21 protein-coding genes, 4 tRNA genes and 2 pseudogenes are annotated in these 25,899 nt (G+C 59.8%); 16 read left to right on the forward strand and 11 right to left on the reverse strand.

What is annotated here, in order from left to right; translation table 11 throughout:
* Together KGB27_RS23970 and KGB27_RS23975 are read right to left on the reverse strand one after the other, a co-directional pair.
* Positions 1 to 179 (reverse strand): annotated as a pseudogene (locus KGB27_RS23970) (two-component sensor histidine kinase); the annotation flags it as partial.
* Positions 179 to 937, reverse strand: a complete 759-nt coding sequence (locus KGB27_RS23975; protein WP_008029291.1) for a response regulator — start codon at positions 935 to 937, stop codon at positions 179 to 181. The gene KGB27_RS23975 and the pseudogene KGB27_RS23970, both read right to left, overlap by 1 nt.
* Before the next feature lie 293 nt (positions 938 to 1,230).
* Between KGB27_RS23975 and pyrF the strand changes: the two genes are divergently transcribed.
* A complete protein-coding gene (gene pyrF, locus KGB27_RS23980) occupies positions 1,231 to 1,929 on the forward strand; it encodes an orotidine-5'-phosphate decarboxylase (RefSeq protein WP_167362965.1) in 699 nt (232 codons plus the stop codon).
* A 138-nt stretch (positions 1,930 to 2,067) separates the two neighbouring features.
* On the opposite strand, the gene KGB27_RS23985 is transcribed toward pyrF, so the two are convergent.
* Complete coding sequence (locus KGB27_RS23985) at positions 2,068 to 3,072, reverse strand: NADP-dependent oxidoreductase (RefSeq protein ID WP_192227925.1); 1,005 nt, start codon at positions 3,070 to 3,072, stop codon at positions 2,068 to 2,070.
* A gap of 236 nt (positions 3,073 to 3,308) precedes the next feature.
* Here KGB27_RS23985 and KGB27_RS23990 point away from each other — a divergent pair, with 236 nt between their 5' ends.
* The 4 genes and pseudogenes from KGB27_RS23990 (at position 3,309) to KGB27_RS31665 (ending at position 7,708) form a co-directional block, all read left to right on the forward strand.
* Entirely contained in the window at positions 3,309 to 4,070 is a 762-nt protein-coding gene (locus KGB27_RS23990; protein WP_008041586.1) for an SDR family oxidoreductase, read from the forward strand.
* A 182-nt stretch (positions 4,071 to 4,252) separates the two neighbouring features.
* On the forward strand, positions 4,253 to 5,635 hold the full coding sequence (locus KGB27_RS23995) for a PLP-dependent aminotransferase family protein (RefSeq protein ID WP_223556563.1): 1,383 nt from the start codon (positions 4,253 to 4,255) through the stop codon (positions 5,633 to 5,635).
* 987 nt (positions 5,636 to 6,622) lie between these two features.
* Positions 6,623 to 6,799 (forward strand): annotated as a pseudogene (locus tag KGB27_RS31660) (HAMP domain-containing protein); the annotation flags it as partial.
* Positions 6,800 to 7,003: 204 nt separating this feature from the next.
* On the forward strand, positions 7,004 to 7,708 hold the full coding sequence (locus tag KGB27_RS31665) for a methyl-accepting chemotaxis protein (protein WP_404943265.1): 705 nt from the start codon (positions 7,004 to 7,006) through the stop codon (positions 7,706 to 7,708).
* A gap of 892 nt (positions 7,709 to 8,600) precedes the next feature.
* On the opposite strand, the gene KGB27_RS24005 is transcribed toward KGB27_RS31665, so the two are convergent.
* Complete coding sequence (locus KGB27_RS24005; protein ID WP_032832315.1) at positions 8,601 to 9,359, reverse strand: hypothetical protein; 759 nt, start codon at positions 9,357 to 9,359, stop codon at positions 8,601 to 8,603.
* 393 nt (positions 9,360 to 9,752) lie between these two features.
* Between KGB27_RS24005 and KGB27_RS24010 the strand changes: the two genes are divergently transcribed.
* The 4 genes from KGB27_RS24010 to KGB27_RS24025 all read left to right on the forward strand — a co-directional run bounded on the left by KGB27_RS24010 (position 9,753) and on the right by KGB27_RS24025 (position 10,167).
* Positions 9,753 to 9,828 (forward strand) — tRNA-Glu (locus KGB27_RS24010).
* A 4-nt stretch (positions 9,829 to 9,832) separates the two neighbouring features.
* Positions 9,833 to 9,908: transfer RNA gene (locus KGB27_RS24015), tRNA-Gly, on the forward strand.
* A 104-nt stretch (positions 9,909 to 10,012) separates the two neighbouring features.
* A tRNA-Glu gene (locus tag KGB27_RS24020) sits at positions 10,013 to 10,088 on the forward strand.
* 3 nt (positions 10,089 to 10,091) lie between these two features.
* Positions 10,092 to 10,167 (forward strand) — tRNA-Gly (locus tag KGB27_RS24025).
* 114 nt (positions 10,168 to 10,281) lie between these two features.
* Here the strand turns inward: KGB27_RS24025 and KGB27_RS24030 are convergent.
* From KGB27_RS24030 to KGB27_RS24040, 3 genes are all read right to left on the reverse strand, one after another.
* Positions 10,282 to 10,923 carry a LysE family translocator gene (locus KGB27_RS24030; RefSeq protein WP_223556566.1) on the reverse strand — a complete coding sequence of 214 codons (642 nt, stop codon included), beginning with the start codon at positions 10,921 to 10,923 and terminating at the stop codon, positions 10,282 to 10,284.
* A gap of 1 nt (position 10,924) precedes the next feature.
* Positions 10,925 to 11,695: a 2OG-Fe(II) oxygenase gene (locus KGB27_RS24035; RefSeq protein WP_223556568.1), complete on the reverse strand. Its 771-nt coding sequence runs from the start codon at positions 11,693 to 11,695 to the stop codon at positions 10,925 to 10,927.
* Between the two features lie 95 nt (positions 11,696 to 11,790).
* Entirely contained in the window at positions 11,791 to 12,417 is a 627-nt protein-coding gene (locus KGB27_RS24040) for an alanyl-tRNA editing protein (RefSeq protein WP_223556571.1), read from the reverse strand.
* A 91-nt stretch (positions 12,418 to 12,508) separates the two neighbouring features.
* Here KGB27_RS24040 and KGB27_RS24045 point away from each other — a divergent pair, with 91 nt between their 5' ends.
* On the forward strand, positions 12,509 to 13,507 hold the full coding sequence (locus KGB27_RS24045; protein ID WP_008036719.1) for a LysR family transcriptional regulator: 999 nt from the start codon (positions 12,509 to 12,511) through the stop codon (positions 13,505 to 13,507).
* A 166-nt stretch (positions 13,508 to 13,673) separates the two neighbouring features.
* On the opposite strand, the gene KGB27_RS24050 is transcribed toward KGB27_RS24045, so the two are convergent.
* Together KGB27_RS24050 and KGB27_RS24055 are read right to left on the reverse strand one after the other, a co-directional pair.
* Positions 13,674 to 14,081, reverse strand: a complete 408-nt coding sequence (locus tag KGB27_RS24050; RefSeq protein ID WP_223556574.1) for a PA2817 family protein — start codon at positions 14,079 to 14,081, stop codon at positions 13,674 to 13,676.
* A gap of 74 nt (positions 14,082 to 14,155) precedes the next feature.
* Positions 14,156 to 16,603 (reverse strand): acyl-CoA dehydrogenase, encoded by a 2,448-nt coding sequence (locus tag KGB27_RS24055; RefSeq protein WP_223556576.1) that lies wholly within the window; start codon positions 16,601 to 16,603, stop codon positions 14,156 to 14,158.
* A gap of 249 nt (positions 16,604 to 16,852) precedes the next feature.
* Here KGB27_RS24055 and KGB27_RS24060 point away from each other — a divergent pair, with 249 nt between their 5' ends.
* From KGB27_RS24060 to KGB27_RS24075, 4 genes are all read left to right on the forward strand, one after another.
* On the forward strand, positions 16,853 to 17,512 hold the full coding sequence (locus tag KGB27_RS24060) for a transglutaminase-like domain-containing protein (protein WP_008045164.1): 660 nt from the start codon (positions 16,853 to 16,855) through the stop codon (positions 17,510 to 17,512).
* 43 nt (positions 17,513 to 17,555) lie between these two features.
* Positions 17,556 to 18,179, forward strand: coding sequence for a glutathione S-transferase family protein (locus KGB27_RS24065; protein WP_192420268.1), 624 nt, complete (start codon positions 17,556 to 17,558; stop codon positions 18,177 to 18,179).
* A 133-nt stretch (positions 18,180 to 18,312) separates the two neighbouring features.
* Positions 18,313 to 19,245 (forward strand): ABC transporter ATP-binding protein, encoded by a 933-nt coding sequence (locus KGB27_RS24070; protein ID WP_008032944.1) that lies wholly within the window; start codon positions 18,313 to 18,315, stop codon positions 19,243 to 19,245.
* Entirely contained in the window at positions 19,242 to 20,021 is a 780-nt protein-coding gene (locus tag KGB27_RS24075) for an ABC transporter permease (RefSeq protein ID WP_008032943.1), read from the forward strand. Before KGB27_RS24070 ends, KGB27_RS24075 begins: the two co-directional genes overlap by 4 nt.
* 926 nt (positions 20,022 to 20,947) lie before the next feature.
* On the opposite strand, the gene KGB27_RS24080 is transcribed toward KGB27_RS24075, so the two are convergent.
* A complete protein-coding gene (locus KGB27_RS24080; protein WP_223556578.1) occupies positions 20,948 to 22,288 on the reverse strand; it encodes a substrate-binding domain-containing protein in 1,341 nt (446 codons plus the stop codon).
* A gap of 194 nt (positions 22,289 to 22,482) precedes the next feature.
* Positions 22,483 to 23,295, reverse strand: a complete 813-nt coding sequence (xthA, locus tag KGB27_RS24085) for an exodeoxyribonuclease III (RefSeq protein WP_223556580.1) — start codon at positions 23,293 to 23,295, stop codon at positions 22,483 to 22,485.
* Positions 23,296 to 23,613: 318 nt separating this feature from the next.
* Here xthA and KGB27_RS24090 point away from each other — a divergent pair, with 318 nt between their 5' ends.
* Both KGB27_RS24090 and KGB27_RS24095 read left to right on the forward strand, forming a co-directional pair.
* Positions 23,614 to 24,264 (forward strand): GNAT family N-acetyltransferase, encoded by a 651-nt coding sequence (locus KGB27_RS24090; RefSeq protein ID WP_008032790.1) that lies wholly within the window; start codon positions 23,614 to 23,616, stop codon positions 24,262 to 24,264.
* Between the two features lie 67 nt (positions 24,265 to 24,331).
* On the forward strand, positions 24,332 to 25,899 hold a 1,568-nt coding region (locus KGB27_RS24095; protein WP_223556582.1), incomplete at its 3' end, for an autotransporter assembly complex protein TamA.

Here is a 25,899-nt window from a genome sequence, read left to right on the forward strand (position 1 = left end):
GAACAATTGCTGGATGCGGCGCGCGGTCCGTCGAAGCCTTGGGCGAACTCGGGCGGGGGCGGCGGCGGAGGTGGGCCGTAATGATGAAACCAGGCAAACGCCAGCAGATGCGCCAGGATGATCGCCACCAGCAGCACGCCAAACAGGCGACCGAACAGCGTATCGAAGCGCGCACGCATCAGCCGATGTCTCGTGCATCGAACAGGTAACCCTCGCCGCGAACGGTTTTGATCAACTGTGGGGCTTTCGGGTCGTCCCCGAGTTTCTGGCGCAGACGCGAAACCAGCAGGTCGATGCTGCGATCAAAGGCTTCTATCGAACGACCGCGCGCCGCATCCAGCAATTGTTCACGGCTGAGCACCCGGCGCGGACGTTCGATGAACACCCAGAGCAAGCGGAACTCGGCGTTGGACAGCGGCACCACCAGGCCATCCGCCGCGATCAACTGGCGCAGCACGCTGTTCAGGCGCCAGTTATCGAAGCGAATATTCGCACGCTGTTCGGTGCGGTCGTCGCGCACCCGACGCAGAATGGTCTGAATCCGCGCGACCAGCTCCCGTGGTTCGAATGGTTTGGCCATGTAATCGTCGGCGCCCAGTTCCAGGCCGATGATCCGGTCGGTGGGTTCGCAACGCGCGGTGAGCATCAGGATCGGAATGTCCGATTCGGCGCGCAACCAGCGGCACAGCGACAGTCCGTCTTCGCCGGGTAGCATCAGGTCGAGCACCACCACGTCGAAATGCTCCGCTTGCAGCGCCAGGCGCATGGCCGCGCCATCGGTGACGCCGCTGGCGTGGATGTTGAAGCGGGCCAGGTAGTCGATCATCAGTTCGCGGATCGGGACGTCATCGTCGACGATCAGGGCGCGAATGCTCCAGCGTTTGTCATCGCCGGGCGCTTTTTGATCGTCGTTCACAGGTGCGTGGGTGTTGTGCATGCGTGCGTTCATCTGCCAGGTAGGCTGCCAACCACAAAGATGGGCTGCGAGGTTGTGGCTTCAGCATAGGCGTCCGGCCCGGAGGCGGGAAGTGCTGTAAGGACGTGTTGCGGCTGCCGAGGGTAGCGGGGAAGGGTGTTGTGGGCGTGTCGTGAGTGTATCGGTCTCGACACAATCGGCGAAAGGGCTAGGCTTGGCTGAGCGCCGACGACGATTTACCGATCATCGGGTCCCGCAGCCGCGCTGGTTCCGCTACAATGCGCGCCGATTTCGTCCTGCCTGAGAGCCCGCACATGTCCGTCTGCCAGACTCCTATCATCGTCGCCCTGGATTTCCCCACCCGTGACGCCGCACTGAAGCTGGCCGACCAGTTGGACCCGAAACTGTGCCGGGTCAAAGTCGGCAAGGAACTGTTCACCAGCTGCGCGTCGGAAATCGTCGGCACCTTGCGCGACAAGGGTTTCGAAGTGTTCCTGGACCTCAAGTTCCACGACATCCCGAACACCACCGCCATGGCGGTAAAAGCCGCGGCGGAAATGGGCGTGTGGATGGTCAACGTGCACTGCTCCGGTGGTCTGCGCATGATGGCGGCTTGCCGTGAAGTGCTCGATCAGCGTACCGGCCCGAAACCGCTGCTGATTGGCGTGACCGTGCTGACCAGCATGGAGCGTGAAGATCTGGCCGGCATTGGTCTGGACATCGAACCGCAGGAGCAAGTGTTGCGCCTGGCTGCGCTGGCGGAAAAAGCCGGGATGGACGGTCTGGTGTGCTCGGCGCTGGAAGCCCAGGCCTTGAAATCGGCTCACCCGTCGTTGCAACTGGTGACCCCGGGGATTCGTCCGGCGGGCAGCGCCCAGGACGATCAACGCCGCATTCTGACGCCGCGTCAGGCACTGGATGCCGGTTCCGATTACCTGGTGATCGGCCGTCCGATCAGCCAGGCGGCGGATCCGGCCAAGGCGTTGGCTGACGTCGTAGCCGAAATCGCCTGACCAGACGCTGAAAATCAAATGTGGGAGCGAGCCTGCTCGCGAAGACGGAGTGTCAGTCGACATCATTGTTGACGGGTACACCGCTATCGCGAGCAGGCCCGCTCCCACATTGGTTTTGTGGTGAATTTAAATATCGGGTTAAACCTTCAGCACCAACTTGCCGAAATTCTCGCCGCTGAATAACTTCATCAGCGTCTCCGGGAACGTCTCCAGCCCTTCGACAATGTCTTCCTTGCTCTTGAGCTGCCCCTTGGCCATCCACCCGGCCATTTCCTGCCCGGCCGCGGCGAACTGTGCGGCATAGTCCATCACCACAAAGCCTTCCATGCGTGCGCGGTTAACCAGCAGCGACAAATAGTTGGCCGGCCCTTTGACCGCTTCCTTGTTGTTGTACTGGCTGATGGCGCCGCAGATCACCACCCGTGCCTTCAGGTTGAGACGGCTCAGCACGGCGTCGAGAATATCGCCGCCGACGTTATCGAAATACACGTCCACACCTTTCGGGCATTCGCGCTTGAGGCCGGCGACGACGTCTTCGCTCTTGTAATCGATGGCACCGTCAAAACCCAGTTCGTCGATCAGGAACTTGCACTTGTCCGCGCCGCCCGCGATGCCGATCACGCGGCAGCCTTTGATCTTGGCGATCTGCCCGGCGATGCTGCCTACCGCACCGGCCGCGCCGGAAAGCACCACGGTGTCACCTTCCTTCGGTGCGCCGACATCGAGCAGAGCGAAGTAGGCCGTCATCCCGGTCATGCCCAGCGCGGACAAGTAACGTGGCAACGGTGCCAGTTTCGGATCGACTTTATAGAAGCCGCGCGGCTCGCCGAGGAAGTAATCCTGCACACCCAGGGCGCCGTTGACGTAGTCCCCGACCGCAAACCCCGGATGGCTGGACGCCACGACTTTGCCTACGCCCAGTGCGCGCATGACTTCGCCGATACCGACCGGCGGGATGTAGGACTTGCCCTCGTTCATCCAGCCACGCATGGCCGGGTCCAGGGACAGGTATTCGTTTTTGACCAGGATCTGACCCGTGGCCGGTTCGCCGACCGGGACTTGCTGATAGGTAAATGTCTCGCGGGTCGCCGCGCCCACCGGACGTTTGGCGAGCAGGAACTGGCGATTGGTCTGGGTAGTCATGACAGGCACTCAAGATGAATGAAGACTTGTTGATAGACCTTCATGGACGACCCCGCAAGTTTGGCTGATGCGGCGAATGCACATCGATCCAGTGCAGTGATAGTCGGTCCGGTGGTTTTATCACTGCAACTCATGGTCACTTAACCGGGCTTCTGATAGTGCTGCCGCGCGGGTCGTGCCTGTGGCTAGACTTGTCGCACGCTAACTTGCACATTCTTCACTTCGAGGGCATCACAATGAGCATGACGTTTTCCGGCCAGGTCGCTGTAGTCACGGGCGCCGCCAATGGTATCGGCCGCGCGACCGCCCAAGCGTTCGCCGCCGAAGGGTTGAAAGTGGTGGTGGCCGACATGGACACCGCAGGCGGTGAAGGCACCGTGGCGCTGATTCGTACGGCGGGCGGCGAAGCGACCTTCGTGCGTTGCAACGTCACCCTGGAAAGCGATGTAAAAAATCTGATGGACGAAGTGGTGAATACCTACGGCCGTCTCGACTACGCCTTCAATAACGCGGGCATTGAAATCGAGAAAGGCAAACTGGCCGAAGGCACGGTCGACGAATTCGACGCGATCATGGGCGTCAACGTCAAAGGCGTCTGGCTGTGCATGAAGTATCAGCTGCCGTTGTTGCTGGCTCAGGGCGGAGGCGCGATCGTCAACACGGCGTCGGTGGCTGGCCTCGGTGCCGCGCCGAAGATGAGCATCTATGCGGCGTCGAAGCACGCGGTGATCGGCCTGACCAAATCGGCGGCAATCGAATACGCCAAGAAAAAGATTCGCGTGAACGCGGTATGCCCGGCGGTGATCGACACCGACATGTTCCGCCGCGCCTATGAAGCTGATCCGAAGAAGGGCGAGTTCGCCAGCGCCATGCACCCGGTGGGTCGCATCGGCAAGGTCGAAGAAATCGCCAGTGCCGTGCTGTACCTGTGCAGCGACGGTGCCGCGTTCACCACCGGTCATTCGCTGGCGGTGGACGGGGGCGTCACGGCGTTCTGAAGCCGGGCCATGCACCGCAAGAAAACCCGCCACGTGTGCGGGTTTTTTTTTTCCTGCGCAATGGCTCGGGCAATGTGTTTCAAATGGTTAGATCCGTGAGTTTTGGCGGCGTTGTCGCACAGCCCATCCCGCGTTGCTGTGATTAACTGTTTTCCGCGAAACAAACAGGAGTTTGCTTGCTCATGGAATTGAGAATCGATCGACAGGCAATGGTGCCGGTCGTACAGCAAATCGTCGACGCGCTGGCTTGCTGGCTGCGTCAGAGCGAAATGGAGCCGGGGGCGCGTTTGCCTTCTGCGCGGCAAATCGCACGGGCCAACTTGCTCAGTCAGACCAGCGTCATTGAGGCCTGTGAGCGGCTGGTGGCCCAAGGCATGCTGGCGCCACGTCATGGCGCGGGGTTCGTCGTCGCAACCCCGGCGTTGGTCGCTGCGGACTCGCCGTGGTTAGAAGGTACAGAGGTCAATTCACGCAGCAGGGAGGGTGAGCTGCCGCTGGGGAGTGGCGGGCTTCCCGAAAGCTGGCGTGAAACCGACGACCTGAGCTACGCGATCCGTGAGGTCAGTCGCACGGACATGGCTGCGCTGTTCAACTACAGCACGCCGTTGGGTTTGCGGGCGTTGCGTCAGCAAATCCTCAAGCGCCTGAGGCTGCTGGATATCGCCGCAGAAGAAAGTCGAATTATGACAACGGCGGGCGCCAGTCAGGGGCTTGACCTGATCGTGCGCACCTTGCTCAAACCAGGTGATTGCGTGGTGGTAGAAAGCCCCGGTTACTCCTTGCTGTTCGAGTTGCTCAGGCTGCGCGGTGTCAACATGCTCGAAGTACCGCGCACGCCGCGCGGGCCGGACATCGAAGCGCTCACGGCACTGCTGCGGGAGAACAAGCCCCGGGCATTGTTCATCAACAGCTTCTATCACAACCCGACGGGCAGCAGCCTGGCGCCGGCGGTGGCAGAGCAGGTCCTGCAACTGGCGAAAACCCATGGCGCGCTGGTGATCGAAGACGATGTCTACGCGGATTTGCACAGTGGCCCGGGCGTGCGGCTCGCCGCCCTGGAGACCGATGACAACGTGATTTACCTCGGCAGCTATTCCAAGATTCTCAGCAGTTCGTTGCGGGTCGGCTTTGTAGTGGCTGGCGCGGTAGTCATATCGAGGCTGGCCGAGGTCAAGAGGATCAGCAGCCTGAGTACTTCCGGGTTTTGCGAGTCGGTGCTGGCCTGCCTGTTGGCGAGCGGTGCCTATCGCAAGTTGGTGCTGCGCCTGCGGCAGCGTCTGAGCGGTGACCGAGAGGCCGCATTGCAGATGCTGGAAGACGCCGAGTGGGAGGTCTTCGGCAAACCCGTCGGGGGCCTGTTCATCTGGGCGCGATCGCGCAAGTCCGACTACGCTCACCTGCGGATTCAGGCTCGACGCCACGGTGTCCTGCTGTCTTGCGCGACAGCCTTCAGTCCTGCCGGCGAGGCCGGTGATTGGCAGCGTATCAATGTGGCCTATGCCTGTGATCCGCGAGCCCGGGCGTTTTTTCAGGCCACCGCTTTGAATCGACCTCAAGCGTTCTGAAAACGACGTTGGCGTAGCTTTTTGCCATTATTCCGACGCCAGAGACTTGTGTTGACACAGGCCCGTTGCGAATCTGCGTTAACAGACTATGTCAGGGGACTAAGTGCAATGATTTCGGCCGTGCAAGGACGTTTTGCCAACCTCGGTATGGCAAAAAAACTGGGTGTCGGGTTTCTGCTGGTGCTGCTGTTGACAGCCCTGGTGGCGGCCATCGGCGTATGGTCCCTGCAAACCATCAGCCAGCGCTTCGACGGGCTCAAACAGATGTCGTCGCTCAACAGTGGCCTGCTCAAGGTGCGGTTGCTTGAGCAGGAATACGCCTTGCACGGCAACCCGAAAATCGTCACTGCGTTGCACGAGGGCGTTGAAGGCCTGGTCGTCCTGGCGAATCAGCTCAAGGCGCAATCACCGGCCAACGTTCCGGTGATGAACGACGTCGAGCAATCGCTGGGAGCTTATCGCAAGGCGTTTGACGAATTTGTCTCGCTGAGTCAGGCCAAGGACCTGGCGCTGGAAATGGCCAGTTGGTCGGTGTCCAGCGTGGCCAACAACCTTGATGTGTTGCAGGCCGGTCTCGCCGACGATGGCGCTTATACCTTGAAGGACTCCGAGGGCAAGGACGGTAGCCAGTTCATCGAACAGGCCAATCAGGTCAGCCAGGTATCGCGGCTGATGTTGCAAGCCATGAACGAGGCGCGCGTGCGTCTGGACCAGAGCCGCAAGGGCGATGACAGTGCCAGCCAGGGCAAGATCGAGCAGGCCGACCAGGCGCTGGCTCAGGCCGAGCAGTTGAAAACCACGGTCAAGGACGAGGGCTATCAGACGGTCCTCAATGAGGTGGTCGGGCACATTGGCGGTTTCAGCGAAAAACTTGCCGAGTACACCGGCCTGCTGGCCCAGGAAAAAACCGTCTATGAACAGCTGCATCAGCGCGCCGCGCAGGTGGTGGAGCGGGTGGATCAGGCCTATGTTGCCGAAGACCAGTCGATGCAGGCCGAGCTGAAAAAGAATTCGCTGCTGATTATCGGTTCATCGGCCCTGGCCTTGCTGGTCGGGCTGATCGCGGCGTGGGTGATTACCCGATTGATCGTGGGGCCGTTGCGCAGTGTGATCCGTGTGGCTCAGCAGATTGCCGCGGGCGATTTGAGTGCGACGGTTGAAGTGACCCGCCGGGACGAGATCGGCCAACTGATGCAGGCCATGCAGCAAATGGGCGCGGGGCTCAGCAGCATTGTCAGCGGTTTGCAGGCGGGTATCGAACAATTGGCCAGTTCCGCGCAATCGCTGTCGGCGGTGACCGAACAGACCAATCTTGAAGTCAGCAGTCAGAAAGAAGAAACCGAGCAGGTCGCAACTGCAATGAACCAGATGACCGCCACCGTGCACGATGTTGCACGTAACGCGGAAGAAGCTGCCCAGGCTGCGCAGACGGCGGACGACAAGGTCGAAAGTGGCCAGGTGGTGGTGCGCCAGAGCATGGCGCGGATCGAGCAGCTGGCCGACTCGGCGTCCTCGGCCAGTTCCAGCATCGAGAGCCTGAGTGCGGAGATCCAGAATATCGGCACGGTGCTCAGCGTGATCAAGAGTGTGGCTGAGCAGACCAACCTGTTGGCGCTGAACGCGGCCATCGAGGCGGCACGGGCCGGCGAGCAGGGCAGGGGGTTTGCGGTGGTTGCCGATGAAGTGCGGGCCTTGGCGAAGCGGACCCAGCAATCGACCGAGGAGATTGAGCGTCTGGTCAGTGCCTTGCGTTCGGCGGCGCAGTCGTCGGTGCATCAGATTCAGAGCAGTGGCGAATTGGTGAAACTGGCGGTCAGTGATGCGCTTCAGACCGAAAGTGCCTTGGGCAGTATTGCTGCGGCGGTGTCGTTGATTCAGCAGATGAACCAACAGATCGCAGCGGCTGCGGAGGAGCAGAGTTCTGTGGCTGAGGAGATCAATCGCAGTGTGACCAGTATTCGTGCGAGTGCTGATCAGTCTTCGTTGGCGATGCAGGGGAATGCGGCGTCGAGTATCGAGTTGGCGCAGTTGGGGGTTGAGTTGAAGGGGATGGTCGGGCATTTCCGGCTTTGATCGGTATGGCCCTTGTAGGAGCTGGCTTGCCGGCGATGGCGGCCTGATATCCGACCTATCTCTTGTTGGTGTACATATCCATTCTTGGTGTAACGGCCGCTCACGGTTTCGCCCTTACGGCGAGTCCCTTTTGGCAAACGCCCCAAAAGGAACCAAAAGGTCTCGCCCCGGCGTCCGGCCCCTCGCTAAGGCTCGGCGTTCCCTCGCTCCGGTCCTGCTCCGTGGGCCCGCCGCCATCGGCCATCCATGGCCGGGGGCGGCTAACCCGGCATCCATGCCGGGTTGCCCACTGCGCAGAACCTCCACTCAGCCTCCCGAAGGGGCGGGCAGATCAAAATCAAAAGCGCAAGGCGAGCTAACGCTCGGCCTGATGAGTGGTGAGAAGCGAAAGCAAACGCGATCCCCTGTAGGAGCCGGCTTGCCGGCGATGGCGGCCTGACAACCGACCTGATTCTCGCGGATGTACCACGCCCTTTGTAGGAGCCGGCTTGCTGCGGGCGGCGTTCCGACGATGGCGGCCTGACTACCGACCTGATTTTCTCGGATGTACCACGCCCTTTGTAGGAGCCGGCTTGCCGGCGATGACGGCCTGACAACCGACCTGATTCTCGCGGATGTACCACGCCCTTTGTAGGAGCCGGCTTGCCAGCGATGACGGCCTGACAACCGACCTGATTCTCGCGGATGTGCCACGCCCTTTGTAGGAGCTGGCTTGCCAGCGATGACGGCCTGACAACCGACCTGATTCTCTCGGATGTACCACGCCCTTTGTAGGAGCCGGCTTGCCGGCGATGACGGCCTGACAGCCGCCCAATCTTCCCCGGATGTACCCGCCGCTAAAACCCAACGCAAAAAAAAGCCACCTTGTCGGTGGCTCTTCATCTTTGCGTGATCAGTCGTAAATCACTCTCTTCTTCCAGTCCGCATCCGCCTCGACGTCTTTGAGGCCTTCGGTCAATTGGTTCACTTCGCCTTCGGCCGGCGCAGTTTTGTCCATGACTTGTGCATTCGCACGGGCCAGGAGCTTTTCCAGGTATTCGAGTTGTTCGGCGTAGACCTGAGGTTCCTGTTGTTTGCGCAGGTATTGCACACCACGTTCGAACGCCAGGCGAGCCTGGCCAGGCTGGTTTTGTTGCAGGGCGTGCTGGCCGAGGTTGTTGAAGAATTCGATGTGCAACAGAACCAGGATGTGGCGAACTTCGCGGATCCAGCGTTTGGCTTCATTGGTTGGCAGGAAACCGTCCTGTGCCGCGCGGGTGATCTGACCGTGCAGGGCCTCGAGCAGGAAGCGTACATCCTTGGCCTTGGCTTCGGTCTGGATCGGTGCCGGCGGGTTGTTGACCGGGATCGATTCGCCCTGCGCGACCAGGGTGTTCAGTTCGCTGATCCGCACCTTGAGGTTGGCGCTGGATTTTTCCAGATTCAACAGGCGCTGGCAGACGTTCAGTTCCAGGCGAGTCAACAACAGCTTGAGAGCCGGAGTCATCAGCTGGCCAGGGAACGTTTCGGTAATTTCGCCACAGCGACGCAGGCGGTCGTTGAGCTCAACCTTGGTGCGGGCCTTTTCCAGTTTGTTGTTTTCCACCACATGGTTCATGTACCCAATGGCGATCAATAGTGCGATCCCGGCTACGACTAGCAGGGTGATCATGAGTGGTGTCACCGGTAAGACCTCTTTATGGGATTCGCGTGCGAGTGTAGTGGCTTGGCAGGGGAGCGCATAGGGCCGCTCGACGGGTTGAAACGAACAGACTTATGCCTGTATCGACCGCAAACCTGCTTATATAAGTAATAGTGTGCTTGGTGCACATTGCCATCATCTGTTGCGTGGGTGGACTATAACGTCTTGGCGGGTGTCAGAATATAGGCGTCAAACACAGGGCGAGCAAAAAGCCGTATTCGCTGCTTAAAGCAGGGCGAAGTCATTGATTTAAATAAATTTATATCTGGGGGTTGACGACCCCTCAATCCATCCATAGAATGCGCGCCACTTACAGCGTAAAGCACACAGCGAAACGCGGTAGGGAGTGAATGTTGTACGTGTGTCCCCTTCGTCTAGTGGCCTAGGACACCGCCCTTTCACGGCGGTAACAGGGGTTCGAGTCCCCTAGGGGACGCCAATATGCGGGAATAGCTCAGTTGGTAGAGCACGACCTTGCCAAGGTCGGGGTCGCGAGTTCGAGTCTCGTTTCCCGCTCCAATTTTAAACAGCGTTGCTTTCGGGCAGGGCTGAGTGAAACCAGAACCAAGTCTTCGGATGCGGGTCTGGGCACCGAAACACACACCATGTGTTCCGGGCAGCGTGTCCCCTTCGTCTAGTGGCCTAGGACACCGCCCTTTCACGGCGGTAACAGGGGTTCGAGTCCCCTAGGGGACGCCATTTGCGGGAATAGCTCAGTTGGTAGAGCACGACCTTGCCAAGGTCGGGGTCGCGAGTTCGAGTCTCGTTTCCCGCTCCAAATTCACAAAAACGCCGCTCATTGAGCGGCGTTTTTGTTTGTGAAAAATTTATATCCAAGCCAAAAAAAAGGCCCGCCAGTCAGACTGAGCGGGCCTTTTGCGTGGGCGGGTTTTTACATCGACAGAATCAGGCGCCCGGCGAACAGGATCAGAATCACCCCCATGGTGCGTTCGAACCAATGCCCCATGCGCATGAACAGCACGCGCACCCGGCTGCTGGAGAAGAACAGGGCAACGATGACAAACCACAGTGCGTTCACGAAACACATCCAGAGGCCGTAAAGCGCCTGAATGTTCAGCGGGGTCGTGGCGCTGATGAGGGTGGTGAAGATCGCCAGGAAAAACAGCGTGGCCTTGGGATTGGTCGCGTTGGTCAGAAACCCGGTGGTGAACGCCTTCAGCAGCGTTTGCTCGACGACCGGCTCGTCGGTTTCTTTATCACCTTCCAGCGCGGATTTGGGCTTGCTGCGCAACAGGCTCACACCGAGGTACAAAATGTAGGCACCGCCGATCACCTTGGCCACGGTCAGCAGCCAGGGCGTGGTGTGCATCAGCGCGCCGACGCCAAGCAGGGTGTAAAGCACGTGCACGGAAATGCCCGCGCCAATGCCCAGCGCCGTACAGATGCCTACCCACCGACCGAAACGCACGCTCTGGCGGATGGTGACCGCAAAGTCCGGTCCGGGGGCGACCACGGCCAGAAAGTGAATTGTCGCCAGCGCCAGGAATTCGCCCAGGTAATTCGAAAACTGCATCTCAACTCCAGAAAGTAAGGGGTGAAGCATTGCCGCGATAGCCGACAAAGAAAGAAAGGCTCAGACGCGGATCGGCCACGCCCGGTGTCACCGAGTGCATGCAGCGCGAATTGAACATGATGAAGTCACCAGGTTGCGGAAGGACCTCCAGGATCGGAGCGCCGAGCAACGCCGGATCGATGCCGTAACTGTCGCCACGCATTTCGTCGAACTGGTCGGGAGAAATGTCGTGGTCCCACATCTGCAGCGCGCCGCCTTCGGTGGGCATGTTCAGGTAAACATTGCAGGCGAATTGCGCATCGAGGCTTCTGGCCTGGTAACTGTCGGGAGCGTCCTTGGCGAAGATGTCGTGGTGGGCCAGAAAACACACGCCGGGTTTCACCACTCGGGACAAGCCGACATACATCTTGCGGCCGTAGAGGTTTTCCAGATGCGCACCCGCCGGCCAGGACTCGTCGAGCATGCAGCGCAGGGTGTCGACCGGGGACGAGTAGGGCGCGCAACGGTCGCGCAGTTCCGCGATGTTGCGCGTGGCGCGTTCGAAATAGTCTTCGATCAGCAGCGGCTGGTTTTCAGCCTCATAAAACGCCATGCCGATACGACCGATGCTCGGTGCGTTGATATAGCCTTCGAAACCGGGCTCGAGAATCTTGTCGCCGATCTGAATCGCCAGCGGCGGGGCCAGGAAACTTTTGACCCGGATGGCGAGGACTTCTTCGTTGGCCAGTTTTTTTATGCACGTCTCATCGAGACGCTCGACGTCAAGCATCATGGTTCAGGTCCATCTATCGGATAGTCAACGGAACCCGCGAATGCAGGCCCCCCCCCCGGCGCCAGGCGATGCCGGAGTCGGCATCGCCCAAATGCTCAGTCCACGCTGTAGTGGACTGACAGCGTTCCTTTCTTCTGCGAAACGGAAGCGATCGTGACCGTGCCCAATTCCTTCAGGCTACGTACATGGGTGCCGCCGCAGCCATAGGCGGGCAGTTCACCGAAACCGATTTCCCGGGCGCCTTCGCGCAACGATGTCAGGCGCGGCAGGTCGTGGGCGATCCATTGTTCTATGCCGGACTCGATGGTCCGGGCGTCAACCTCCTGCGCGCAATCCACCGGTTTGAACTGCACACGTCCCTCGCCCGGCCAGTGATGCGCCTTGATCGGCATCCAGCCCATGGCCTGGACGATATGGCCGATCAAATGGCCGGCGGAATGCATTCGTGCGTTGAACTGGCGACGTTGCTCATCGATGCGAATCTGGGTCATGCCGAGAGGGACGGGGCGGTCGACGAAATGGATGATCCGGTCCGGGTCCTGGACCACGCGCAGTACCTGGCTTTCGCCGATCCAGCCGGTGTCAAAGGGTTGTCCACCGCCCTGAGGGTGGAACAGTGTGGCGCGTAGCACCACGGCGAATTCGTTCTCGTGCGGCGTGCAATCGAGGACTTCCACGTTAGCCTTGAGGTCATCACTATGGAAAAAGAGGCGAAGCGTCATATTCCATGTCCTCATTAAAAATTTTGTTTTTTATTATATGAAGCGTGGAATTGCGTGATAATCCGTTCAAACATCAAAGGACTGTTGCGCTGTGAGCATAAATCTTCCTCTGCCGTTGCTCGGTGAAATGGCGATATTCGTCAAGGTTGTCGAGACCGGCAGTTTCTCCGAAGCGGCGCGTCAGCTGGGCTCTTCACCGTCGGCGGTCAGTCGCAGCATCTCGCGTCTGGAGAAGGCACTCGCCACGCGCCTGTTGCAACGCACTACGCGCAAACTGCGGCTGAGCGACGGAGGCGAGGAAGTATTCAAGCGTTGCCAGGAGATGGTCAGCGCAGCCAAGTCGGTGATGGAAATCAGCGGTCAGTTCACCCATGAAGCGGAAGGGCTGGTGCGAGTCAGCGTGCCCAAAGCCGTAGGACGATTCGTGATTCACCCGCATATGCCGGAATTTCTGCGGCGTTATCCCAAAGTGGATGTGGAGTTGTTACTTGAAGACCGTCAGGTGGATTTGATCGACGACAACGTCGATCTGGCGATTCGTATCACTGATCGGCCGCCTGCCGGGCTGGTCGGGCGGCAATTGCTGACCATCGACCATTTACTCTGCGCTACCCCGCAGTACTTGGCCGAGCACGGCACGCCGACCCATCCCCATGACTTGCTCAACCACAGTTGCATCTACCTGGGCGAGACCCCGAGTGATGCACGCTGGAAATTCAAGAAAGGCACCAAGGCCGTCACCGTCGGTGTGCGTGGGCGATATGCCGCCAATCACACCGGTGTGCGACTGGGCGCGGTGTTGCAGCACATCGGGATTGGCAGCCTGCCGTACTTCACCGCGCGTTATGCGCTGGAGCAGGGCTTGATTGTGCAGGTGTTGCCGGACTGGACGTTTCTGGCGTCGTACCACGGCGGGGCCTGGTTGCTGCATTCGCCGACGCGTTACATGCCGCCGAAGCTGCGGGTGTTGATCGACTATCTGGTGGAATGTCTTGGGAAGGAGCCGACGTTGAGCAAGCCGGGTAAACCCGGTGTGGCAGGCAAGGTCGCGGCTGAGTATGAGTTACCCGAGAGTGATGGGTTGCTCTGACGGGCCTCTTCGCGGGCAAGCCTCGCTCCTACAGGTCCTGCACAAAAACCGTAGGAGCGAGGCTTGCCCGCGAAGGCGTCCGCCCAGACACCACATCACTGCGCAATGCCACAAAAAAAGGCCCGCATGTCTAACCATGCGGGCCTTTTGCATTTCTTACCGGGGATCAGTGCTTGCTGTCGTCGTTCGACATCGCCAGCAACTGCTTTTCCTGATTCCAGTCGAACGGTTCGTCGTTCTGTTCAGCTTCGAAGCGACGTTCTTCCAGCGCCTGATACAAGTCGATTTCATCATCGGGCATGTAGTGCAGGCAGTCACCGGCGAAATACCACAACAGGTCACGCGGGACCAGGTGAGCGATTTGCGGGTAACGGGTGATCACCTGGCACAGGATGTCCTGGCCCAGGTATTGGCTTTCGATCGGGTCGACCGGCAGCAACGCACGCAGTTCGTCGAAGCGCTCCAGGAACAAGGCATGGCTTTCTTCGGGAACCTGATCGGCCTCACCCACGGCGACCAGGATATTGCGCAGGTGGTCGAGCAAAACGAGATGATCGGCAACGATGTTGGACACGAGATAAGTCCTCAAGAGCAAAACGGGCGCGGGAGTATAAAGCTCCTGCGCCCTTTTTTACATCGCAAGCGGGATCAGCGGACCTTTCCTTTAGCCAGCTTCAGCTCTTCTTTGTCGAAATCGTCGACATCGATCACCTTGCGCCGCGCCACTTCGGCATTGCGCAGGTTGTGCGCTTCCACCGGCTGCAACACGCCAGCTTCCAGCGCGGCGTCGATAACGTTTTCCCCGGCAACCGGTTTGACCTGACCGCTTTTGAGCGCCATGTGGAGTTTTTTCTGCACCGGCTGCACCGCGTTCAACAGGTCGCACGCGTGTTGCAGGGCACCGACGGCGTCATCGGCCGACTGCGGACGGAAGCAGCCACCGAGCAGTTCTTCCAGGGTTGGATCGCCCTTGGCCCGGCCAATCACCGCGGCCACTTCTGCACCGAGTTTGTCCGACGGTCCTTTGTGACGGCGACCGAGCGGGAACACAATCACCCGCAACAGGCAGCCCAAAACCTTGTTCGGGAAGTTGGTCAGCAATTCATCCAGCGCGCGTTCCGACTGGCCAAGGCTTTCTTCCATGGCCCAGGTAAACAGCGGCGCCATGTGTTCCGGTGAGTCGAGGTCGTGGTAACGCTTGAGCGCGGCGGAGGCCAGGTACAGGTTGCTGAGCACATCCCCCAGGCGTGCCGACAGACGTTCGCGACGTTTCAGTTCACCGCCCAGCAACATCATGCTCAAGTCCGCGAGCAGGGCGAACGCAGCCGCCTGACGGTTGAGCGCACGGAAGTACCCCTGGCTGAGCTTGTCTCCCGGTGCATGTTCGAATTGACCGAAACCAAGGTTCAGCACCAGTGTGCTGGCAGCATTGCTCACGGCAAAACCGATGTGCTTGAGCAGCAGGCCATCGAACTCGGTGAGGGCCTGATCCTTGTCTTCACGCCCGGCGAGGGCCATTTCTTTCAGGACGAATGGATGGCAGCGAATCGCCCCCTGGCCGAAGATCATCAAGTTGCGCGAGAGAATGTTCGCGCCCTCGACGGTGATGAAGATCGGCGCGCCATTCCAGTTGCGCCCGAGGTAATTGTTCGGCCCCATGATGATCGCCTTGCCGCCATGCACATCCATGGCGTGGCTGATGCACTCGCGACCACGTTCGGTAAGGTGGTACTTGAGAATCGCCGACAGCACCGACGGTTTCTCGCCGAGGTCCACCGCGTTGGCGGTGAGCATCCGCGCCGCATCCATCATCCAGGCGTTGCCGCCGATGCGCGCCATGGCTTCCTGAATACCTTCAAACGCCGACAACGGTACGTTGAACTGTTCACGAATCTGCGCGTATTGACCGGTCACCAGGCTGGTGAACTTCGCCGCGCCGGTGCCGACCGCAGGCAACGAAATCGAGCGCCCGACCGACAGGCAGTTCATCAGCATCATCCAGCCTTTGCCGAGCATGTCCTGGCCGCCGATGAGGAAGTCCAGCGGAATGAACACGTCCTTGCCGGAGTTCGGGCCGTTCATGAAGGCGGCGCCCAATGGCAGATGACGACGGCCGATCTCGACACCGGCGGTGTCGGTAGGGACCAGCGCGAGGCTGATGCCCAGATCCACTTCATCACCCAGCAAGTGATCCGGGTCATACGCCTTGAAGGCCAGGCCGAGGAGGGTGGCGACCGGGCCGAGGGTGATGTAGCGCTTTTCCCAGTTCAGGCGCAGGCCGAGGGTTTCCTTGCCTTCCCATTCACCTTTGCAGATGACCCCGGTGTCGGGCATCGAGCCGGCGTCGGAGCCGGCCAATGGTCCGGTCAAGGCGAAGCACGGGATGTCATCGCCGCGCGCCAGTCGTGGCAGGTAATGGTTGCGTTGTTCGTCGGTGCCGTAATGCAGCAACAATTCAGCCGGGCCGAGGGAGTTGGGGACCATCACAGTGGACGCGAGGTCGCCGCTGCGGGTCGCCAGTTTCATGGCCACCTGGGAATGGGCGTAGGCAGAAAAACCCTTACCGCCGTATTCCTTGGGAATGATCAGGGCGAAGAAACCGTTTTCCTTGATGTGGGTCCAGGCTTCGGCCGGCAGGTCCATGTCCTGGCCGATCTGCCAGTCCGTGACCATCGCGCACAGCTCATCGGTCGGGCCATCGATGAAGGCTTGTTCCTCTTCGGTCAGTTGAGCTTTGGGATAGGACAGCAGTTTGTCCCAGTCCGGACGGCCGCTGAACAGTTCGCCGTCCCACCACACCGTGCCGGCGTCGATGGCATCGCGCTCGGTTTCCGACATCGGCGGCAGGGTTTTCTGGAACCAGTTGAACAGCGGCGCGCTGAAGTATTTGCGACGCAGGTCGGGTAGCAACAAGGGCGCTGCGACGGCCGCGATCAACACCCACAGCACCAGCAGCAGCCAGCCAGGCGCACGACTGAAGGCCCCCATCGCCACCACATAAACGGCAACGATGCACAGGGCGGGTAGGGGGGCGATACGGCGGTGGGCTAAATACGCAATCCCGACAACCAGAACCAGTATCCACAACAGCAGCATATTTAATCCTCCGTGAAACCAGGGCAAAACCAACCTTCAGAGCTTAGACGGCATCCGCAAAACAGGGTGGTCAGAGCGAGGTGATTGAAATCGTGGGAAACCTTCGATGAGTTTTGTAGGACCGGTTGGCATCGGGCCGGGCAAATCGTTCGCCGGGCGGGCGGCAAAGCGTCCATGTTTGGCCGAAACGTCGTTATCTCTGTGCTGAACCTGTCGCTAGACTCGTGGCTTCCCCTGGAGATTGTCCTCATGCACGAGTATCTGCGTCCCGGCCGCTTCATCGATAGTGACCACCCGTCGGTGGTGGAGTTCGCCGAAAAACATCGCGGCAGTAACCGCGACCCGCTCGAGCAGGCGATCAATCTCTATTACGCGGTGCGCGAGGCCGTGCGTTACAACCCTTACACGTTCAGCCGCGATCCAGAGACCTTGCGCGGCAGTTATGCGCTGGCGACCGGTGAGAGTTATTGCGTGCCCAAGGCCACGCTGCTCGCCGGTGCGGCGCGGCATTGCGGGATTCCCGCGCGGATCGGTCTGGCGGATGTGCGCAATCACTTGTCGACCCCGCGTTTGCTGGAATTGCTCAAGAGTGACGTGTTCGCCATGCATGGTTATACAGAGCTGTACCTGAACGATCGCTGGGTCAAAGCCACGCCGGCGTTCAACCAGAAACTCTGCGAAATGTTCAACGTTGCGCCGCTGGAATTCGACGGGATCAACGACAGTGTTTTCCACCCGTTCAATCGTGACGGCGAGCAACTGATGGAGTACTTGATCGATCACGGTCAGTTCACCGATGTGCCGGAGGCGTTCTTTTTCGAACACCTGGAAAAGTGCTATCCGCACTTGTTCAGCGAACAGTTGCCGTCGCTGTTGGGGGACATGCAGAGCGATTTGAGTCGCGGCTGATCCGGCGTATGCTGCCTGCGCATTCATCTATCAAGAGGCGGTCATGCTGAAGATCTGGGGTCGGAAAAATTCGTCGAATGTCAGAAAACCTTTGTGGGCCGCCGAAGAATTGGGCCTGGCCTATGAAGCCATCGATGCGGGCGGCGCCTTTGGTGTGGTCGATACGCCCGAGTATCGTGCGATGAACCCCAACGGTCGCGTTCCGGTGATTGAAGACGACGGCTTCGTACTGTGGGAATCCAATGCCATCGTGCGTTACCTGATGGCCCGCCACGCCAACGACACCGCCTGGTATCCCTCGGATCTGAAGGCCCGCGCCACTGCCGACAAATGGATGGACTGGACCACTTCAAGTTTTGCCGGGCCGTTCCGCACCGTGTTCTGGGGTGTCTTGCGCACACCGGCAGATCAACAGGACTGGCCCGCCATCAACGCCGCAATCAAAGAGTGCAATGGCTTGCTGGCAATGGCCGATCAGGCATTGGCGGCCAAACCGTACTTGTCCGGCGATGAAATCGGCATGGGCGACATTCCCCTCGGCAGCTTCATTTATGCCTGGTTCGAGATGCCGATCGAGCGTGCCCCGCAGCCACATCTTGAAGCCTGGTATGCACGGCTGAAGCAGCGTGCGGCGTACAAGAAAGCCGTCATGACCGCGTTGACTTAATACTCACTATCGACACACTTGACTGTACTTGTGTGGCGGCGACAAGCACCATTGCGCTCATGCGCCGCGGTTGCAATGCTCGCCGCCCGCCCTTATTGATCCCTTTCTTCCCTTCTTGGTGCGTAAATCCGATATGAGTTCCGCTCTGTCCATCCGGCAGCTAACCAAAACCTACGGCAACGGTTTCCAGGCCCTGAGTGGTATCGATCTGGACGTCGCCGAAGGTGACTTTTTCGCCTTGCTCGGCCCCAACGGCGCCGGCAAATCCACGACCATCGGCATTCTCTCGACCCTGGTGAACAAAACCAGCGGCACAGTGAATATCTTCGGCAACGACCTGGACAAGAATCCTGCGCAGCTCAAGCGCTCCATCGGCGTGGTGCCCCAGGAATTCAACTTCAACCAGTTCGAAAAAACCTTCGACATCGTCGTGACCCAGGCCGGTTATTACGGCATCCCGCCGAAAATCGCCAAGGAACGCGCCGAGCAATACCTGACCCAACTTGGCTTGTGGGACAAGCGCGATGTGCCGTCGCGTTCATTGTCCGGCGGCATGAAGCGTCGCTTGATGATCGCCCGCGCGCTGGTTCACGAGCCGCGCCTGCTGATCCTCGACGAACCGACGGCGGGGGTCGATATCGAGCTGCGTCGTTCGATGTGGACGTTCCTCACCGAGCTGAACCAGAAAGGCATCACCATCATCCTCACCACGCACTATCTGGAAGAGGCTGAGCAGTTGTGTCGCAACATCGGCATCATCGACCACGGCACGATTGTCGAGAACACCAGCATGAAACAGCTGCTTGGCCAGCTGCATGTGGAAACCTTCCTGCTCGACACGAAAAACATGCTGAGCGTTGCGCCGCAGTTGCTGGGTTACCCGACCCGTTTGCTCGACGGCCATACCCTTGAAGTCCAGGTCGACAAGTCCATGGGCATCACCGCGTTGTTCACTCAACTGGCGCAGCAGAACATCGAAGTGCTGAGCCTGCGTAACAAAACCAATCGCCTCGAGGAGTTGTTCGTGTCCCTGGTGGAGAAAAATCTGTCGAAGGTGGCCGTATGAGTTCCGAGCTGCAGCCCAATCTCGTCGCGCTCAATACCATCGTTTATCGCGAGGTCAAACGCTTCACCCGGATCTGGCCGCAGACGCTGCTGCCGCCTGCGATCACCATGGTTTTGTACTTCGTGATCTTCGGCAATCTTATCGGCCGGCAGATCGGTGACATGGGTGGTTTCACCTATATGGAATACATCGTGCCGGGGCTGATCATGATGTCGGTGATCACCAACTCCTACGGCAACGTGGTGTCGAGTTTCTTCGGCAGCAAGTTCCAGCGCTCCATCGAGGAATTGATGGTGTCGCCGGTGTCGCCGCACACGATTCTGATCGGCTACACCCTGGGCGGCGTGCTGCGCGGGTTGATGGTCGGGCTCATTGTGACGTTGCTGTCGCTGTTCTTTACCAAGTTGCAGGTGCATCACCTGGGCGTGACCATTCTGGTGGTGGTGCTGACGGCGACGATCTTCTCGTTGCTGGGGTTCATCAACGCGGTGTTTGCGCGCAACTTTGATGACATCTCGATCATTCCGACGTTTGTGCTGACGCCGCTGACTTATCTGGGCGGGGTGTTTTACTCGATCTCGTTGTTGCCGCCGTTTTGGCAGACGGTGTCGTTGGCGAACCCTGTTTTGCATATGGTCAATGCGTTTCGCTATGGCATCCTCGGTGTTTCGGACATCAGGATCAGTGTGGCGATTACGTTCATGCTGGTGGCGACGGTGGTGTTGTATATCGGGTGTGCGCGGTTGTTGGTGAGTGGGCGGGGGATGCGTACTTAAGCGTATATATCCGTTGTTGTGGTCATGGCGGCTATTGGTTTCGCCCTTACGGCGAGTCACTTTGGAAAAGCCCCAAAGTAACCAAAGGGCTCTTGCCCCTTTCGTTCGGTGCCTCGCCTAGGCTCGGCATACCCTCGCTCCGGTCCTGCTCCGTGGGCCCGCCGCGATCGGCCATCCTTGGCCGTGCGCGGCTAACCCGGCATCCATGCCGGGTTGCCCACTGCGCAGAACCTGCGCTCGGCCTCTCGAGGGGGCGACTACCGCCACAGCCGCCGAGGCGGCCTGAAAGCCGACCTGGCTCTTCAGTTGTCCGCGTTGTCCTTCTCTGATGCGTTCACTCATTCCCGACATGTACACCAAACCCCTGTAGGAGCCGGCTTGCTGGCGATAGCGTCCGTCCAGCCAATACATACGTCGACTGACCCACCGCCATCGCCGGCAAGCCGGCTCCTACAGTTGATCGTGTACATTCCGAACACATATGCATTTCCCCGTAGGAGCCAGCTTGCTGGCGATGGACGTCAACGATAACGCGGGCTGTCTGAATGAACGCGGTGCCCAGACGATTTTCGCCGGCAAGCCGGCTCCTACAGGGCGCGCGTACGCCTTTGATCTTCACCACTCATCAGGCCGAGCGTTAGCTCGCCTTCAGCTTTTGATCTGAGCGCCCCCTCGAGAGGCCGAGTGGAGGTTCTGCGCAGTGGGCAACCCGGCATGGATGCCGGGTTAGCCGCCCCCGGCCATGGATGGCCGATGGCGGCGGGCCCACGGAGCAGGACCGGAGCGAGGGTATGCCGAGCCTAGGCGAGGCACCGAACGAAAGGGGCAAGAGCGCTTGGTTACTTGGCGCTTCTCCAAGTGACTCGCCGTAAGGGCGAAACCAATAGCCGCCGTGACCGCAGCAACGGATATACACACAAAACCCATCAATACACCCAAACCTCAACCCGCCGATTCTTGATCCGCCCCTCATCCGCACTATTGGCCGCCACCGGCATCTCGGCGCCAAAACCGCGAATCTCGCGAAACACCACGCCGCTTTTCACCAACTCCCGCCGCACCGCCATGGCCCGCAATTTCGACAGCAGGTCAGCCCGCGCCGGATCGCTCTTGGCATCGCCAAACCCCACCAACGTCACCTGCCGGTTGGTTTTCTGGTTCTGCTGAAGGTAATCAAGCACCCGCGTCAGGTCCTGTCGGGCCTTGTTGTCCAGCGTTGCGCTGCCTTCCTCGAAACGAAAATTCACGGTCAAGCGCTGTGCGTGGCGGCTGAGCGCCTGATAACCCTCGGGCATCAATGCATTGGGCGTGACGGCCATCGCCTGGACGGTCTGGGCTATAAACCCGTTGGCCGCGACGATGGCCTGACCGTTGCTGCTTTGCGCAAACGCCACCAACGCTTCGGCCCAGGGGTTTTTGGCGTTGGGCGGCAGGTAAAAGAACAACCGTCGCGACAACGGATAGTCTTCCGTGGCGATCAGGCTGCTGAGCGGCAGCATGGCCTGGGATTGGCCATCGACGATCGCTACGGCTTTAGCCTGACGCACGTAGGGCAGGCCGATAAAACCGATGCCCTGCGGGTCGAGGCTGACCGCGTCGGACAACTGCTCGCTGGATTCGAAACGTTTCGCTGCGCTGTTCAGCGTTTTCCCACGACGACTGAGCACCACTTCCTTAAACGTGTCGTACGTGCCCGATTGGTCATCCCGCGCATACAGGTGAATGGCTCCGCCGCTGCCGCCGAGTTCTTCCCAGGTTTTCACTTCGCCGCTGAAGATTTGCGCCAGTTGTTCGGTGTTGAGTTGATTCAGCGGGTTTTGCGGATGAAGGATGATTGCCAGGCCGTCGATGGCGATCACCTGCTCGGCGTCGGGGCTCTTCAGGTCGCCGAGGGATTGCAGGGCCAGCAGTTCGCTGTCCTTGATCGGGCGCGAAGAGGCAGCGAGGTCCGCCGTGGTGTTTTTCAGGGCGGTGAAACCGGTGCTGGAACCGTGGGCCGCGATGTCCACCATAACCCGGCGGCCCTGAGCGGTTTCGCCGACCACGCGCAATTCGTTGGCTTTGTCCGGGGTTTCGCTGTGGACCTTGAGCAAGCCTTGCTCGCGCATCAAGCCCTCGACCAGCGCCGGGCCCAATGCCGCGCCAATGGTGTTGGAACCCTGGATGCGCAGCACCGGTCCCTGTTTGGGCGTCGGCAAGTCAGCGGCCGACGCGGTGATGGGCAACCCGGCGCACAGCATTAACAGGAAGAAAACGCGCAGCGTCATGCCGGCACCTTTAAAGAACAAAGAAAGTGCCGGGAGATTAAGTCAGTAAGGTTTCTGAAAGATGACAGTTACTAATGTGGGAGCGAAACCGGCTTGCCGGCGATGGCGGAGTGTCAGGCAACATAGATGTTGAATGTCAGACCCTCATCGCGAGCAAGCTTGCTCCTACAGTTGAGCTGCGTTGAGCCGGGGGATCAGCTCAACTCAAGCCAGATCGGCGCATGGTCCGACGGTTTTTCCATCCCGCGCAGTTCGTAATCCACGCCGGCATCCTTCACTCGCGGCAACAAGCCGTGGGACGCCATGATCACGTCAATCCGCAGCCCGCGCTTTGGTTCATCCTCAAAGCCACGGCTGCGGTAGTCGAACCAGCTGAATCGGTCGGCCACGTCCGGGTTAAGGTGGCGGAAGCTGTCCACCAGGCCCCAGTTCTTCAGGCGTGCCATCCACTCGCGTTCTTCCGGGAGGAAGCTGCATTTGCCGGTTTTCAGCCAGCGCTTCATGTTGTCCGGGCCGATGCCGATGTCGCAGTCTTCCGGGGAAATGTTCACATCGCCCATCACCACCAGCGGCTGTTCGTTGTTGAACTGACTTTCCAGCAGGTGCTGCAGATCGTTGTAGAAACGTTCCTTGGCCGGGAATTTGGTCGGATGGTCGCGGCTTTCACCTTGTGGGAAATAGCCGTTCATGATGGTCACCGGCACGCCATTGGCGTCGGCGAAAGTGCCCCAGATGAAGCGGCGCTGGGCGTCTTCTTCATCGGTGACGAAACCTTTGTGCAGTTCCAGCGGTTCCTTGCGCGAGAGCAGGGCGACGCCGTAGTGACCTTTTTGCCCGTGGAAATACACGTGATAGCCCAGCGCCTGGACCTCGGCCAGCGGGAATTGATCGTCGTGGACCTTGGTTTCCTGCAGGCCGATCACGTCCGGCTGATGCTTTTCGATCAGCGCCGCCAGCTGATGAGGACGAGCACGCAGCCCGTTGATGTTGAAGGAGACGATCTTCATGGTCGGCAGTCCTGGCAAAAGGGCGATGCTAGCTGACCTGTGGGATTGGGGCCAGTGTGGGGTGAGGGGATTCGCTGTGTTCTGTCAGATCTTCATTGGCAGTACCGGCCTCTTCGCGGGCAAGCCTCGCTCCTACAGGTTTTGAGTTGCACCCAATTGATTCACCTGTAGGAGCGAGGCTTGCCCGCGAAGAGGCCAGTTCAGTCGATGAAGATCCTGATCTTTGGTCTATACCTGTCTGGGGAACTGTGAAGCCACCCAAACGCTCGTACCAATAAGAGCGCAGCCACCCGAGCCGCGCCGGGGAGAATGACCGTTATGCCCGAAACCTCGACCGTCATCGCCGATATCCACATGCTCGACAGCGGCTATTCCCGCGAAGCCCGCTCCCTGTTGTACCAGGCCTACCGCCACGAGCCGACCTTCGGCTACCTCTTCGAAGCCGAACGTCCCGGTTATGAACAGCGGGTGCGCGCCACCGTGCGGGAACTGGTCAAGCAACACTTTCTTCAGGACTTGCCGGCCATCGGCCTGCTGGTCAACGATCGCTTGATCGGTATCGCGCTGATCGCGCCGCCGCAACGACGCCTGGGCATCACCGAAAGCTGGGCGTGGCGCCTGCGGATGGTGCTCAGCACCGGTTTTCGCTGCACTCGCCGCTACCTTGAATACCACGACGCGGTGATGGCCTGCGTGCCGTCCGATTCGGTGCACCTGCTGCCATTGCTGGGGGTTCACCCGCAATTTCAGGGCAAGCACTTCGGCGAACAACTGCTGCAGGCGGTCCATAACTGGTGCGCGGTCGATGAACATTCCCAGGGTGTAGTGCTCGATACCGGGAATCCGCGTTATCTGGAGTTCTATAAACGTCAGGGCTACGAGGAAATCGGTGAAGTGGCGGTAGGACCGATCCGCGAGCACGTGTTTTTCCACGCCAACCCACAGGTGCTGCAAACCGCCACGGCATAAAACGGTAGAACTTTCGCGGGGCGCGAGGCTCTATCACGCTCCCACGCTCGTGATAGCATCCGCGCCTATGAAGTTTCCAGGAAGAATTACCAGCGGCGTGCTGATGCTGATCACCAGCTGCGCGGCGCTGGCGCAAAGTGAATTGGATGTGCGGATCAAACCGTCCAACGATGAACTGAAGGCCAATATAGAGGGCTATATCGGCAGCCTCGGCGATCGTGACGAGGAGGCCTTGTTGCGCTTCAGTCGTGGCGCCGAAGAACAGGCGCGCAAGGCCGCCCAGGCCTTGGGTTATTACCAGCCACAGATCGACACGGACGTGAAGGGCGGCAAGACACCGCGCCTGGTCATGAACATCGATCCCGGCGAGCCTGTGCATTTGCGCAATGTCACTATTCGCATCGACGGCCCTGCGGCCTCCCTCAAAACCTTTCGTGTGCCCAAAAGCAATGCGCTGAAAACCGGCGCGGTGCTCAATCATGGCCGCTACGAAGACGCCAAGCGGCTGATCCAGAACCAGGCCTCGCGTTACGGTTTCTTCAGCGGTTATTTCACCCGGCAGAAACTCGCGGTCGACCCGCGAGCCGGCGTTGCCGACATCGAACTGATCTACGAAAGCGGCCCGCGTTACACCTTGGGTAAAGTCAGTTTCGAAGGCGATACGCCGTTCGACGAAGAGTTGCTGCAACGCATGGTGCCGTTCAAGGCGGGTGAGCCCTATGACTCCGAACTGATCGCCGAACTGAATCAGAATCTGCAGGCAAGCGGGTACTTCGAAGGCGTGCGCGTCGACGCCGCGCCGACGGCGTCCAAGAACGATGTGATCCCGGTGGACGTCAAGCTCGACACCCGCAAGCCGCGGACCATGGGCCTCGGCCTGGGCTATTCCACAGACGTCGGCCCACGGGTCAAGGCCAACTGGACCCGGCACTGGGTCAACCCTCAAGGCCACAGCTATGGCTGGGAAACCGAAGTCTCGGCACCACGGCAAAACGTCGGGCTGTTCTACGACATTCCGCTGGACCCGCCGCTGACCGACAAACTGCGTTTCGCCGGTGGTTATCAGAGCGAAGAAATCGCCGACAAGGACAGCCTGAGCAAACTGCTGACCCTCGGCCCCGAATGGCACAGCAAGTTGCCCAGCGGCTGGCAGCGGGTGGTGTCGCTGAAATGGCAGCGCGAAGAATATCGACTCGGCGATGACTCGGGGCTGAGCAATCTGCTGATGCCCGGCGTCAGCTATTCCTACCTGAAAAGCGACAACCGCATCGACCCGCACAACGGCTATCGCCTGCAGTTCGAAACCAAAGTGGCCAAGGAAGGCTTGGGTTCCGACAACAACCTGCTTTACGGCACCGCGCTGGTCAAAGGCCTGACCACGGTGTTCGATAAACACCGTTTCCTCGGTCGGGTGCAGGTGGGTGGCAGCGCCACCAATGGCTACAAATCGGTGCCGCCGTCGCTGCGCTTCTTCGCCGGTGGCGATCAGAGCGTGCGCGGTTACGACTACCAGAGCCTGTCCCCGGAAAACTCCGACGGCGACCGTATCGGTGGCCGCTACATGATTGCCGGCAGCGTCGAGTATCAGTATTCCATCGCCGAAAAATGGCGGGTCGCAACGTTCGTCGACCAAGG

Origin of the sequence: Pseudomonas sp. BF-R-01 (assembly GCF_019946615.1) — a bacterium.
Lineage (GTDB): Bacteria > Pseudomonadota > Gammaproteobacteria > Pseudomonadales > Pseudomonadaceae > Aquipseudomonas > Aquipseudomonas migulae.